Genomic DNA, 13334 nt, shown 5'->3' with positions numbered 1-13334 from the left:
AGAGCCTTCACCCAAGGGCTGCATTTAAGCCGCGCCGCGCTGGCCGGGCAAGCTGCCCGATATGCTGGCAGAGGCCTGCTTTGATGAAAACCCGTGATACCGCACCGGTTGAGGGTGTCGGATTCAGGCCGGTGGATGGCGTTTTGAGACTTGCAGCAGATTACCTGTGCCTGATGCTTTCATGTGCAGGTTACGAGAGGATTTGTCTCTGCCTTTTCCTCAGGCAGCGGCCCCAGGCTGAAATCCTCCAGAACTTCAGCGGCTCCGGAACGGTTCGGGCTGCGATGGCCTTTATATGGGAAAAATTTTCCTGCAATATTGGGTGTGCGCAAATATTGACGCTGGGCCTGAATAAAAAACGTTCAAAAAATTCCAATTGCCCCCTTTTGTTGTTTCCGTTTTTTTGCTTTCCTAGCGTTCAGGATGACGGTTCAAGAGGTCATCACGACGGGGACCGCCGGGACATGATCCCGGCAACAAATGCGTGAGCGGCACAAAATAAAAAGCCGCCCGCATCGCAATGGGGAACAGATGGCGAAAAATCGAGGGGCGTCAGTCCGTTACGAGAATGTCCAGAAGAGCTATGACGGAGAAAGTCTCGTCGTCAAAAATCTCAATCTGGACATTCCTCCGGGGGAGTTTCTCACGATGCTCGGGCCTTCCGGGTCCGGGAAGACAACATGTCTCATGATGCTGGCCGGGTTTGAGCCTGCAACTCACGGTGAAATTTTTCTGAATAACAAGCCGATCAACAAGGTGCCGCCGCACAAGCGCGGCATCGGCATGGTGTTTCAGAACTATGCCCTCTTTCCGCACATGACCGTTGCTGAAAACCTGGCCTTTCCGCTGCAGGTGCGTGGCATGGCCAAGGCGGAGCAGGAGGTCAAGGTCAAGCGGGCGTTGGAGATGGTGGAGCTGGGCAAGCTCGGCTCCCGCCGCCCGTCACAGCTCTCCGGCGGCCAGCAGCAGCGTGTGGCCGTGGCCCGCGCCCTTGTCTTTGATCCGGAACTGGTGCTGATGGACGAGCCGCTGGGCGCGCTCGACAAGCAGCTGCGTGAGCAGATGCAGTATGAAATCAAGCACATCCATGAAAATCTCGGCGTTACCGTGGTCTATGTGACCCACGACCAGACCGAAGCGCTGACCATGTCCGACCGGGTGGCCGTGTTCAATGACGGGATCATCCAGCAGCTGTCGACGCCGGACATGCTTTACGAGGAGCCGCAGAATTCCTTCGTGGCGCAGTTCATCGGCGAAAACAACAAGCTCAATGGCACCGTGGCTTCGGTGGACAATGGCTCTTGCGAAGTGATGCTGCCTGACGGCACCCGGCTTGTGGCGGACAAGGTGAATGTGGGCGGCACCGGCGACTTCACAACCGTGTCGCTGCGGCCGGAGCGCGTCGAACTGGCGCCGGAAAAGCCCATGGACAACATGCTGCAGGGCCGGATCGAGGAACTGATCTACCTTGGCGACCATATCCGCGTGCGCATGACGGTCTGCGGCAACAGCGAGTTCATCGTCAAGGTGCGCAACCGCGCCGACCGCCGTCAGCTGGAGACCGGCAGCACCGTGCCGATCGGCTGGGCGAAGAAGGATTGCAAGGCACTCGATGCCGTAGCGTAATATACGGGCAGGCGGAACAGCCTGCACCTGATTGGCCGGCAAGCGGCCCAATGCTCAAAAAGGGGAGCAGCACTGATGAGACTGGCAAGCACACTTATGGCTTCGGCCATTGTTCTGTCGGCCGGCGCCGCAAGCGCCGCGGATCTGACGATCGTGTCCTGGGGCGGCGCCTATTCGGCCTCGCAGAACAACGCATACCACAAGCCCTTCATGGAACTGCGCAAGGACGTGAAGATCATCAATGATGAATCGTCCAACGAAGCGGTCGCCAAGCTGCGCGCCATGAGCGAGGCCGGCAACGTGACCTGGGACGTGGTCGACGTGGAAGGCCCGGACAGCCAGCGCCTGTGCGACGAAGGCCTGGCAATGGAGATCGACTTTGACGAATGGCTGGCCGCCGCCCCTGATGGCAGCACGGCCACCAAGGACTTCGGCCCGTCGCTGATCAACAAGTGCTTCATTCCGCAGATCGTGTTCTCCACCACCTTCGGCTACCGCACGGATGTGGCCGCCTGGAACGGCAAGGTGCCCACGAGGCTGTGCGATATCTTCGACACGGAAAACTTCCCGGGCAAGCGCAGCCTGGAAAAGCGCCCGAAGAAGAACCTCGAATGGGCGCTGCTCTGTGATGGTGTTGCCAAGGACGACCTCTACACGGTCCTGTCCACGCCGGAAGGGCTGCAGAAGGCGCTTGCCAAGCTCGACACCATCAAGAAGGACGTGATCTGGTGGTCCGCCGGCGCAGAAACGCCGCAGCGCCTCGCCGATGGAGAGGCTGTATTTGGCTCCACCTACAACGGCCGCCTGTTCTCGGTGATCGAGGAGCAGAAGCAGCCGGTCGCCATGCTGTGGGACTGGCAGGTCTTCGACTTCGACGGCTGGGTCATCCCCGCCGATGTGCCGGAAGACAAGCTGCCGCTCATCAAGGAATACATCAAGTTCGCCACCGATACCCAGCGTCTGGCGGATCAGGCGAAGTACATCTCCTACGGCCCGGCCCGCGCCTCGTCGCAGCCGCTCGTCGGCAAGCATGCCGAACTCGGCATCGAGATGGCGCCGCATATGCCGACCAACCCGGAAAACCAGAAGAACTATCTGGTCAACAACATCGAGTGGTGGGCTGACAACCAGGATGAGGTGGAAGCCGCATTCCAGGTCTGGCTGACCAAGTAAGCCAGACTCCAACGCCGCTGACGTGCCGGATGGCTGCGCCAGACGCAGCTGTCCGGCATCTTTCCCGCCCCTTGGCTTGCCGTGCGGCCGGGGCCGCCGCCCGGCAGGCCGTCAAGGGCTCAGGTTAAGGCCAAAGAAAAGGTCAAAACCAAAGCCAGGACCGGGGCAGGGGAAGAGCAGGGCCTGCTTCTGACCCGGAGCAATGGCCCGAAAAGATACTCAAGCTGGATTTCCGGAACCCATGACCATTGCCGATGCGCCAGCCGCAGCCGTGACAGGCGGAGCGGGACAAAGCGGACCACGGACGGGCGGTGCAGTTCCGTCAGGTCCTGTCCTGACCCAGGATGGCCGCCCGCTGAAGGCGAGCCTTGCCAGAGCGCTGCGACGCGAGAAACTGCGGGCCTTCATCCTGATTGCGCCGCTGCTTTTCTTCATCCTGCTGACTTTCGCAGCGCCCATCTTCGACATGCTGCTGCGTTCGGTCGACAACAGCATCGTGCCCAACACGCTGCCGCGCACCGTCGTGGCACTGGAGGCTTGGGATCCGGCCGCAGGGAAACTTCCCGGCGAACCGGCCTTTGCCGCGCTTGCGGAGGACCTGAAGGAGGCTGTGGCGGCAAAGACCCATACCCGTCTGGGGACCCGTCTCAACTACGAGACTTCCGGCATGTCGAGCCTGATGCGCAAGTCCGGCCGTCTCGTGGAGCGGCTGGAGGGGGCAGACATCAAGGGGCAGATGATCGCAGCCGAAAAGGACTGGGGCCGGCTCGATATCTGGACCACGCTGAAGCAGTATTCCGGAGCTTATACGCCGGGCTATTTCCTGGCGGCCGTCGATGCCAAGAAGGGCGCGGAGGGGATAGAGCGTCTGCCGGAGAACGAGCGCATCTACATCATGCTCTTTGGCCGCACGCTGTTGATGAGCATTGCCATCACCCTCATGTGCGTCCTTCTGGGTTATCCGGTTGCCTTCCTGCTGGCGCAGCTGCCGCTGCGCACGTCGAACCTGCTGATGATCCTCGTGCTTCTGCCGTTCTGGACCAGCCTTCTGGTGCGCACCTCCGCCTGGAAGGTTCTGCTGCAGCAGCAGGGCGTCATCAATGATCTTCTCATCTGGGTCGGGCTCATCGGCAATGACGGGCGCCTCGTGATGATGAACAATGCCACCGGCACGGTCATCGCCATGACGCATATCCTGCTGCCCTTCATGATCCTGCCGCTCTATTCGGTGATGAAGACCATTTCTCCGTCTTACATGCGGGCGGCACGTTCGCTGGGCGCCAATGACTGGACGGCCTTCTGGCGCGTGTATTTCCCGCAGTCCGTGCCCGGCATCGGGGCCGGGGCCGTGCTCGTGTTCATCCTTGCGATTGGCTACTACATCACGCCGGAGCTGGTGGGCGGCACCTCGGGCATCTTCATTTCCAACCGCATCGCCTATCACATCTCCACATCACTCAACTGGGGCCTCGCTGCCGCGCTCGGTGCCCTGCTGCTGCTGGCCGTGATGGTGCTGTTCTATGTCTATGACAAGATCGTCGGCATCGACAACGTGAAGCTCGGGTAAGGAGAGAAACCATGTCATCCCTTCCTCCTTATGCATCGGCCGGCCAGATCGCGTGGCACTACACGTTCCGCACGATCTGCGCGCTGATATTTTTCTTCCTGATCTTCCCGATCATCACCATCATTCCGCTCTCGTTCAACGCGGAGAACTTCTTCACCTTCACGCCTGCCATGCTGGCGCTGGATCCTGAAGGCTATTCCACCAAGCATTACATGGATTTCTTCACCAATCCGGACTGGCAGCAGGCGCTGAGGAACTCCTTCATCATCGCACCGGCCGCAACGCTGATCGCAACCGTGCTCGGAACGCTGGCAGCCATCGGCCTGTCGCAGAACCATGTGCCCTTCCGCTCCACCATCATGGCGATCCTGATTTCGCCGATGATCGTGCCGCTGATCATCTCGGCGGCGGGCATGTATTTCTTCTACTCCCGCATCGGCCTTCAAGGTACCTACTGGGGAGTGGTTCTGGCCCATGCGGCGCTTGGCACGCCCTTCGTCATCATCACGGTGACGGCGACGCTGGTCGGCTTTGACCAGAGCCTGGTGCGTGCTTCCGCCAGCATGGGGGCAGGGCCGATCCGCACCTTCTTCAAGGTGCAGATGCCGCTGATCCTGCCGGGTGTGGTGTCGGGCGCGCTCTTTGCCTTCATCACGTCCTTTGACGAAGTGGTGGTGGTGCTGTTCCTTGGCTCTGCCGCTCAGAAGACACTGCCCTGGCAGATGTTTACCGGCCTGCGCGAGCAGATTTCGCCCACCATTCTGGCGGTCGCCTCGATCATGGTGCTGCTGTCGATCCTTCTCCTCAGCGTGCTGGAACTGCTGCGCCGCCGGTCTGAACGGCTGCGCGGCGTGACACCGGCCTGATGCGGCAGGCGGACCCGGGAGCTGGCGCATTTTGACAAGTGTTTGGCGCGTTGCTCCGCTTGATCAGATGCGTCCGGATCACGCAGACTGAAGCAAATTCAAACGCCTGTTCCGCGCAGCGGAGCGGCACGACATCGCTGGAATGATGCTTCCTCCAAGGCCTCTTGAGGCTCTTTGGAGACCCGGGGCGGTACGCCAGTTCCGGGCATTCTTCCAGCACCGAGTTCAGGCCTGGCGGGCCGGCTTCCCATTCGGGAGGCCGGCCCGTTCTGGTTTCAGAAGCTGATTTTCAAGGTCCGGCTCTGGCCGGTTCGTCAAGATGGAGCATGGATATGGCGCAAGACATGACGCGGCTGCAGGTGATCGAGAACGGGGAGAAGAGCTGGTCACCGTTCTCTCCGGCGGAAATGCAGGGACGGCAGGACCGGCTGCGCGCCCGCATGGAGGCGCTTGGCGTCGATGCCTGTCTCTTCACCAGCTACCACAACATCTGCTATTTCTCCGGCTTCCTCTATTGCGCTTTCGGCCGCCGCTTCGGTTTCATCGTTGATGATGAGGCGGCAACGGCGGTGGTGCCCGGCATTGATGGCGGTCAGCCCTGGCGGCGCCTGCATGGAACGGCGCTGACCTATACCGACTGGCGCAAGGACAACTATTTCCATGCGGTGTCGGAGATCCTCTTCCGGGGCGGGCGGAAGCCGAAGCGGCTCGGCATCGAATTCGACCACGTGTCGCTTGACCTGAAGGCCCTGCTGGAAGCCGCGCTTCCCGGCATCGAACTCGTTGACGTGAGCGATGCGGTGATGCGCATGCGCACCATCAAGAGCGCCGAGGAGCACCTGCTGATCCGCCATGGCACACGCATCTGCGATATCGGCGGTGCAGCCATCGCGGCAGCGGTTGCCGCTGGCGTTGGCGAGCATGAGGTGGCGCTGGCAGGCACGCAGGCCATGGTGCGGGAAATCGCCGCCTCGTTCCCCTTCGTGGAACTGATGGACACCTGGGTGTGGTTCCAGTCCGGCATCAACACCGATGGGGCGCATAATCCTGTCACCAACCGCAAGATCGAGGCAGGCGACATTCTCAGCCTCAACTGCTTCCCGATGATCTTTGGCTATTACACCGCGCTGGAGCGCACGCTCTTCTGCGAGCATGCCTCCGATGCGCATTTGCGGCTGTGGGAAGTGAACTGCGAGGTTCACCGGGCCGGGCTGAAGCTGATCCGCCCTGGTGCCCGCTGCTGCGATATTGCTACCGAACTGAATGACATCTACCGCCAGCATGACCTTCTACAATACCGCAGCTTCGGTTACGGCCATTCCTTCGGCGTGCTGTCGCATTACTATGGCCGCGAGGCGGCGGTGGAGCTGCGCGAGGACGTGGACACGGTGCTGGAACCGGGCATGGTCGTTTCCATGGAACCGATGATCATGATCCCCGAAGGCATGCCGGGCGCTGGCGGCTACCGCGAGCACGACATCCTGATCGTCAACGAAACCGGCGCCGAAAACATCACCGGCTTCCCCTTCGGTCCGGAGCACAACATCATCCGGGCGTGAGAGCCTGCATCCCGGCGCTCGTTATCAAGGGGAGAGGAGCCTCCGTGCCAGACGGCTGGCTCAAGCTTCTCTCCTCCGCGATCAGCCGCATCTGGCCTTACTCCGGCGTTTTTGCCGTCATCTCGCCCATCGTCAGGATAGCGGCAGCGTCCAGGCGGTGGGCGTCCATGAGGGCGGCGATCTCTTCGATGGCGCTGGCGAGGGACTGCTGGGCCGCGCTGTCCTTACGGGCGAAGCGGGCTTCGAATTCTTCGTCCAGCAACGCGGGCGCGCGCTCCAGCACCGTGCGTCCTTCCTCTGTGAGCCGGGCATGGACGATGCGCCGGTCTGTGGCTGATCGCTCCCGCGCCACAAGCCCGCGCTCCTCCAGCCGGTCCAGAATGGTCACCACCGTCGCCGCGCTCAGGTCTGCCTGAACAGACAGCGCCTTCGTCGTCACGTCCCCCAGATCGCGGATCGCCTGCAGCACCACAATCTGCGGAATGGTCAGACCCGCCGTGCGTGCCACCTCGCGCGAGCGCAGGTCGATGGCGCGGACAATGCGGCGCAAGGCCTTGAAAATACGTGTCGCTTCGGCGTTCTGCGGCATGATTTGCCCTAATAGTTTGAACTCTAATGATTAGAGCCCTATATATCATGCACCAATAATAGCAAATGGAGGCTTGGCCCGGATATGTGCGGCTTGTGTGGAGAAGTGGTCTTTGGCGATGGCGACGCGAATGTGCGGCGCGTGGACGCGATGGCGCGCGCGATGGCAGCCCGCGGACCCGATGGCATGGGGGTCACCCAGCAGGGGCGCGTTGCGCTCGGCCACCGGCGGCTGAAGATCATCGATCTCAGCGAGCGCGGCGCCCAGCCGATGCAGGACCGGGACGCGGGCCTGTCGCTGGTCTTCAACGGCTGCATCTACAATCACGCGGAGCTGCGGGCAGAGCTAAGCAAGCTCGGCCAGCGCTTTGCCTCCACCAGCGATACAGAAGTGATCCTGAAGGCCTGGGCCCAGTGGGGCCGCGATTGCGTGGAGCGGTTCCACGGCATGTTCGCCATCGCGGTACATGAGCGCGACACGGGCCGGGTGCATCTGGTGCGCGACCGTTTCGGCATCAAGCCGCTGTATCTGGCCGAAAGCAAGGGCCGCCTCGCCTTTGCCTCGACGCTCCCGGCGCTGCTGGCGGGCGGGGGTATCGACACCACGCTCGATCCGGTCGCCATTCACCACTACATGACCTGGCATGCGGTTGTGCCTGCGCCGCGCACGGTGCTGAAGGGCGTGCGCAAGCTGCCCGCAGCCACCATCCGCACCTATGATGTGAACGGCAGCTATTCCGATCATCTTTACTGGAAGCCGGAGTTCGAACGCAGCAATGCGGATGAGACCCGGTCCGCCGGAGAGTGGAGCGATATGGTGCTGGAAGGCCTGCGCACTGCCGTGCGCCGCCGTATGGTGGCCGACGTGCCGGTGGGTGTGCTCCTGTCGGGAGGGGTCGATTCCAGTCTCATCACCGGCCTTCTGGCCGACGAGGGGCAGAAGGACCTTGCCACCTTCTCGATCGGCTTCGAAGAGGCCAATGGCGAGAAGGGCGACGAGTTCCATTATTCGGATCTGATCGCCCGCCACTATGGCACAAACCACCACAAGATCTTCGTGCCTTCCGCCGACATGCGCGCCGAGCTGCCCGCCGCCGTGAAGGCCATGTCCGAGCCGATGGTCTCCTATGACAACATTGGCTTCTACCTGCTGTCGCGGGAGGTGTCGAAGCACATCACCGTGGTGCAGTCGGGGCAGGGGGCGGATGAGGTCTTCGGCGGCTATCACTGGTATCCGCCGCTGGCCGGCTCCAACCAGCCGGTGGCCGACTATGCGGATGCCTTCTTCGACCGCACGGATGCCGAACTGCGCCAGCAGGTGAGCCCGGAGTATCTGCCGGAGCGCGATGAAAGCCTTGCCTTCGTCGAGCAGCATTTCGCCCGGCCCGGCGCTGCCGATCCAGTGGACAAGGCGCTGAGGCTCGACACCAACATCATGCTGGTGGACGATCCGGTGAAGCGGGTCGACAACCACACCATGGCCTTCGGGCTGGAGGCGCGGGTGCCGTTCCTCGACCATGAGCTGGTGGAGCTTTCGGCCCGCATTCCCGCCCGGCACAAGCTGGCGCAGGGCGGCAAGGGTGTGCTGAAGGACGCGGCCCGCAAGGTGATCCCGGCGGATGTGATCGACCGGCCCAAGGGCTACTTCCCGGTGCCGGCGCTGAAATACCTGGAAGGCGAAACGCTGGAGATGGTGCGCGAGGCCCTGCACAGCCCGGCGGCGCGCCAGCGTGGCCTGTTCAACACGCGCTATGCGGACATGCTTCTGGCTGAGCCGAGGGAACACCTGACGAAGCTCAGGGGTTCTGCCCTGTGGCAGGTGGGCCTTCTGGAAATGTGGCTGCAGGAACAGGGAATCTGATCCATGAGCGAACTTGAGCTGAACCGTCCGCGCCGGGCCTATGACCACCGGCTGCTGCGGCTGCGTGAGCATGGGCTGAAGCCGGGCATACGTCTGGACGAGGCTGGTGGCGACCCGGATGCGAGCGTTGATTGCGGCTGGGGACGGCTGATCTTCGGCGGCACCTTCGCCGAGCCGAAGCCGCTGGTGGAGGCGTTGCTCGCCGAGGTGCCGGGGCGGCGGGATATCGCCATCTATGTGCGCGATCCGCATGTGCTGCTGGCCGCAGCCCCGCAGGATCTGTTTCTCGATCCCTCGCACATGTTCCGGCTGGATCTGGCGACCTACCGCACGGCGCGTAACCGCCGCCCCGGCTTCACCATCCGCCGCGCCTCCTCGCGTGCCGATGCTGAGGCCGTGAACCGGCTTTATGCCGAGCGCGGCATGGTGCCTGTGCCGCTCGATTTCTTCTGGTCACAGATGGACGCGCGGACGGTGACTGTGCTTGTCGCCGAGGAAGAGGAAACCGGCGAGATCGCCGGAACCGCCATGGGCGTGGATCATGACCGGGCAACGGATGGCGCGGCTGCAGGGGCCTCGCTCTGGTGCCTTGCCGTGTCGCCCAAGGCGAAGTTTCCCGGCGTAGGCGAGGCGCTGGTGCGCCGTCTGGCCGAGCATTTCAAGGGGCGCGGGCGGCCCTTCATGGACCTCTCCGTGCTGCATGACAATGAGCAGGCCATAAAGCTCTACGAGAAGCTGGGCTTTGCCCGCGTGCCCTATTTCACGGTCAAGAAGAAAAACACCATCAACGAGGCGCTCTATGCCGGGCCTGCAGTCGATACGGCGCTGAACCCCTATGCGGCGATCATCGTCAACGAGGCGCGGCGGCGGGGCATTCATGCGGATATTCTGGATGCGGAGGGCGGCTTCTTCCGCCTGTCCTATGGCGGGCGGCAGGTGAAGTGCCGGGAGTCGCTGTCCGAATTCACCAGCGCCGTTGCCATGTCGATCTGTGATGACAAGGCCGCCACCCGCCGTGTGGTGGAGCAGGCCGGTATCAGCGTTCCGGCGCAGGCGCTGGCCACCGACGAGGAAACGGTCAAGGCATTCCTTGCAGCCCATGGCAAGGTGGTGGTCAAACCGGCGCGCGGCGAGCAGGGCAAGGGTATCGCCATCGGCCTGACCGGGCTTGAGGAAACAATGGCGGCCATAGCCGTTGCCCGCCAGCACTGCGCCGATGTGCTGCTGGAGGCCTGCGTCGAGGGCATGGATCTGCGGCTGGTGGTGATCGACTACAAGGTCGTTGCCGCCGCCATCCGCAAGCCGGCCGAAGTGACCGGCGACGGGGTGACGCCGATCCGCGACCTGATTGCCGCCCAGTCCCGCCGCAGGGCTGCGGCAACAGGGGGCGAGTCCCGTATTCCCGTGGATGCGGAGACCGGGCGTTGCCTCGGGCTGGAAGGCTACTGCCTTGATGATGTTCCGGCGGCAGGCGTGAGCGTCCGGGTGCGGCGCACGGCGAACCTGCACACCGGCGGCACCATTCATGATGTGACGGGCGAAACCCACGGTGCGTTGATTGACGCAGCCGTGCGGGCGGCAAAGGCCATCGAAATCCCGGTGACGGGCATCGACCTGATGGTGAAGAACCCGCGTGAGCCGGAGTATCACTTCATTGAGGCGAACGAGCGCCCCGGCCTTGCAAATCACGAGCCGCAGCCGACGGCGGAGCGCTTCGTCGATTTCCTGTTTCCCCTCTCCATGCCCCAGCCTGTCCGGGCCGCCTGGCGCGGGGGAGGTGACCTTTGAGCTTGCCGTCCATTGATGTGGAAGAGCTGGAACGGGTGCTGATGGCGCTGCTGAACGTGCCAAGCCCCACCGGCTTCACCGATGAGGTGGTGCGCTGGGTCTGTGCCTATCTGGAAGATCTTGGCATTTCCTATGAAATGACCCGGCGCGGCGCAATCCGTGCACGGCTTCCGGGCGAGGCGCCGCGTCCGGCACGGGCCATCGTCTCCCATCTCGACACGCTGGGGGCACAGGTGAAGGCACTGAAGCCCAACGGGCGGCTGGAGCTTGTGCCGGTCGGCCACTGGTCGGCGCGCTTTGCCGAAGGTGCGCGGGTGACCATCTTTTCCGGCGCAGGTGCCTACCGGGCCTCCATCCTGCCGCTGAAGGCGTCCGGCCACACATTCAACACGGAAGTGGACACTCAGCCCACCGGCTGGCCCCATGTGGAAGCCCGCGTTGATGCGCTGTCGCGCTCGGCTTCGGATCTTCAGCGTCTCGGCATCGAAATCGGCGACATGGTGGCGATGGATCCGCAGCCGGAGTTCTTGCCCAATGGCTTCATCGTCTCCCGCCATCTTGATGACAAGGCGGGCGTTGCCGTCATGCTGGCGGCGCTGAAGGCGCTGGTGAAGGAGGGCTCTGTCCCAACGGTGGACACCTATTTCCTCTTCACCATCGCAGAGGAAACCGGCCACGGGGCAGGGGCCGTTCTGACGCCGGATATCGCCTCGCTGGTCGCCATCGACAACGGCACCACAGCGCCGGGGCAGAATTCGGACGAGTTCGGCGTCACCATCGCCATGGCGGACCAGACCGGGCCGTTCGACTATCATCTGACCCGCAAGCTGGTGGAATTGTGCCGCCAGCATGACATCCGCTACCAGAAGGATGTGTTCCGCTACTACCGCTCCGACGCGGCGTCCGCCGTTGAAGCGGGCGCGGATGTGCGCACGGCACTGGCCACCTTCGGCGTCGATGCCAGCCATGGCTATGAGCGCATCCACATGCATGCGCTGCGCTCGCTGGCGGAACTGGCAGCGGCCTATGTGCTGAGCCCGGTCGAGATCCAGCGCGATGCGGAAGCGTTCTCGAGTGTGAAGGGCTTCACCCGCCAGCCGGTGGAGGAAGCCCCGCAGGTGCTGCGGCCCGATCTCGTGCCGCATCCGCAAGGATAGACCTCACAGCCCCGGCAGAGCAGCCTCCGCGCTGCCGGGGCTTTGCGGCTGTGCAGGCGCAATCAGTCCCAGAACCAGCGCTGCCGTGTCCTCGATCAGCCGTTGCTGCGGCGGCTGTGGTGCTCCCGTCTGCAGGCGCAGGAAGCCGGTGACCAGTTCGATACGGGCGGTGAGCGCGGCTTCAAAGGGCGTGGCAATCAGCATCTGCCGCAGGGCAAGCCGCCATTCATCCTCCAGCCCAGCCACAAGCTGTGCCATCGGGCAGCCTTGCGTTCCGCGGGGCAGGCGGACGAGCGCCCGGCCCAGGACCGTTCCGCACAGCCGCTGGCAGGCTTCGCTCAGGAACGCCGCCAGTTCCCCCGCCGTGGTGCGCTGAAACCCGGCCCGCCCGGCGCGCAGGTCCGATAGCCCTGCAATTCCATGCTCAAGCGCGGCCAGTATCAGCCCGGCCTTGTCCGTCCAGCGCCGGTGCAGCGCCTGCTGGCTTGTTCCCGCCGCCCGCGCAATCTCCGCCAGCCTTGCGCCATCGGGGCCATGGTCAGCAATGGCCGCCAGCGCCGCATCCAGAATGCGGACCGTCAGCGTCTCATCCTGATGGCGTCCACGCGGGGAGGGGAGGTTGGTTTGAGGCTGGGTCATGGGGGGCTTTGGGGCAGGAGTGTTGGTCAGAGCCATCAGGCTGGCTCCAGTTCCTCTCCCCCCTTGAGGGCAGGGGAATCGCATATGTCGAATAAGGGGTTGTTTTACTGAGGCAAATCGATTCATGAGTTCTCCGTCCCGGGAGGTTGCGATGAGTAGATTTGCCGCTTGTTTTGAAGCTTTGCCTGATCCGCGCAGCAGCAACGCGCGCCATCCGTTGACGTCGATCCTGTTTATTGCCATCGCGGCGATCATCTGCGGGGCCGAAAGCTGTACCGACATGGAGGACTTCGGCCATTCGAAGCGCAGATGGCTGAAGTCGATCGTGCCGCTGCCCCATGGCATTCCCAGCCACGACACCTTCTCCACCGTCTTCCGCCATCTTGACACCGATGCTTTCGAGGCGGCCTTCCGCCGTCTCACGGCCACCTTTGCCAAAGGGATCGAAGGGGTGGTGGCGATTGATGGCAAGGCCGTGCGCGGCGCCTACCGCCGCGGGGCCAAGGCAAC

The 13334-nt window shown here is 63.1% G+C and carries 12 protein-coding genes; 10 read left to right on the top strand and 2 right to left on the bottom strand.

Features of this window, described 5'->3' with window-relative positions:
- Positions 1-83: 83 nt before the first annotated feature.
- The 6 genes from H163_RS24475 (at position 84) to H163_RS0119860 (ending at position 6791) form a co-directional block, all read left to right on the top strand.
- The gene (locus H163_RS24475) at positions 84-488 is read left to right on the top strand and encodes a hypothetical protein (protein ID WP_147290415.1); all 405 of its coding nucleotides are present in this window, start codon (positions 84-86) and stop codon (positions 486-488) included.
- 43 nt (positions 489-531) lie between these two features.
- The gene (locus H163_RS0119880) at positions 532-1626 is read left to right on the top strand and encodes an ABC transporter ATP-binding protein (protein WP_026356099.1); all 1095 of its coding nucleotides are present in this window, start codon (positions 532-534) and stop codon (positions 1624-1626) included.
- A 75-nt stretch (positions 1627-1701) separates the two neighbouring features.
- Complete coding sequence (locus tag H163_RS0119875; protein ID WP_026356098.1) at positions 1702-2799, top strand: extracellular solute-binding protein; 1098 nt, start codon at positions 1702-1704, stop codon at positions 2797-2799.
- Positions 2800-3040: 241 nt separating this feature from the next.
- Entirely contained in the window at positions 3041-4366 is a 1326-nt protein-coding gene (locus tag H163_RS0119870) for an ABC transporter permease (protein ID WP_019966374.1), read from the top strand.
- Positions 4367-4377: 11 nt separating this feature from the next.
- Positions 4378-5232 (top strand): ABC transporter permease, encoded by an 855-nt coding sequence (locus tag H163_RS0119865; protein ID WP_019966373.1) that lies wholly within the window; start codon positions 4378-4380, stop codon positions 5230-5232.
- A gap of 332 nt (positions 5233-5564) precedes the next feature.
- Positions 5565-6791, top strand: a complete 1227-nt coding sequence (locus tag H163_RS0119860; protein WP_026356096.1) for a M24 family metallopeptidase — start codon at positions 5565-5567, stop codon at positions 6789-6791.
- A gap of 97 nt (positions 6792-6888) precedes the next feature.
- Here the strand turns inward: H163_RS0119860 and H163_RS0119850 are convergent, their stop codons facing one another.
- Positions 6889-7380 (bottom strand): MarR family winged helix-turn-helix transcriptional regulator, encoded by a 492-nt coding sequence (locus H163_RS0119850; RefSeq protein ID WP_019966371.1) that lies wholly within the window; start codon positions 7378-7380, stop codon positions 6889-6891.
- 84 nt (positions 7381-7464) lie between these two features.
- Here H163_RS0119850 and H163_RS0119845 point away from each other — a divergent pair, with 84 nt between their 5' ends.
- The 3 genes from H163_RS0119845 to H163_RS0119835 are packed head-to-tail and all read left to right on the top strand — an operon-like array spanning position 7465 to position 12185.
- The gene (locus H163_RS0119845) at positions 7465-9240 is read left to right on the top strand and encodes an N-acetylglutaminylglutamine amidotransferase (protein WP_026356095.1); all 1776 of its coding nucleotides are present in this window, start codon (positions 7465-7467) and stop codon (positions 9238-9240) included.
- Positions 9241-9243: 3 nt separating this feature from the next.
- Positions 9244-11028 (top strand): N-acetylglutaminylglutamine synthetase, encoded by a 1785-nt coding sequence (ngg, locus tag H163_RS0119840; protein ID WP_019966369.1) that lies wholly within the window; start codon positions 9244-9246, stop codon positions 11026-11028.
- A 2-nt stretch (positions 11029-11030) separates the two neighbouring features.
- Positions 11031-12185 carry an osmoprotectant NAGGN system M42 family peptidase gene (locus H163_RS0119835; RefSeq protein WP_019966368.1) on the top strand — a complete coding sequence of 385 codons (1155 nt, stop codon included), beginning with the start codon at positions 11031-11033 and terminating at the stop codon, positions 12183-12185.
- 3 nt (positions 12186-12188) lie between these two features.
- On the opposite strand, the gene H163_RS24095 is transcribed toward H163_RS0119835, so the two are convergent.
- A complete protein-coding gene (locus H163_RS24095) occupies positions 12189-12824 on the bottom strand; it encodes a TetR/AcrR family transcriptional regulator (protein WP_019966367.1) in 636 nt (211 codons plus the stop codon).
- A gap of 151 nt (positions 12825-12975) precedes the next feature.
- Here H163_RS24095 and H163_RS0119825 point away from each other — a divergent pair.
- Positions 12976-13334 (top strand): ISAs1 family transposase (locus H163_RS0119825; protein WP_155975141.1); only part of this gene is annotated, 359 nt, incomplete at its 3' end.

The organism is Pannonibacter phragmitetus DSM 14782, assembly GCF_000382365.1.
Taxonomy (GTDB): Bacteria; Pseudomonadota; Alphaproteobacteria; order Rhizobiales; family Stappiaceae; genus Pannonibacter; species Pannonibacter phragmitetus.
Note: the sequence above shows the minus strand (reverse complement) of the source record. Positions and strands in the feature narration are given on the sequence as shown.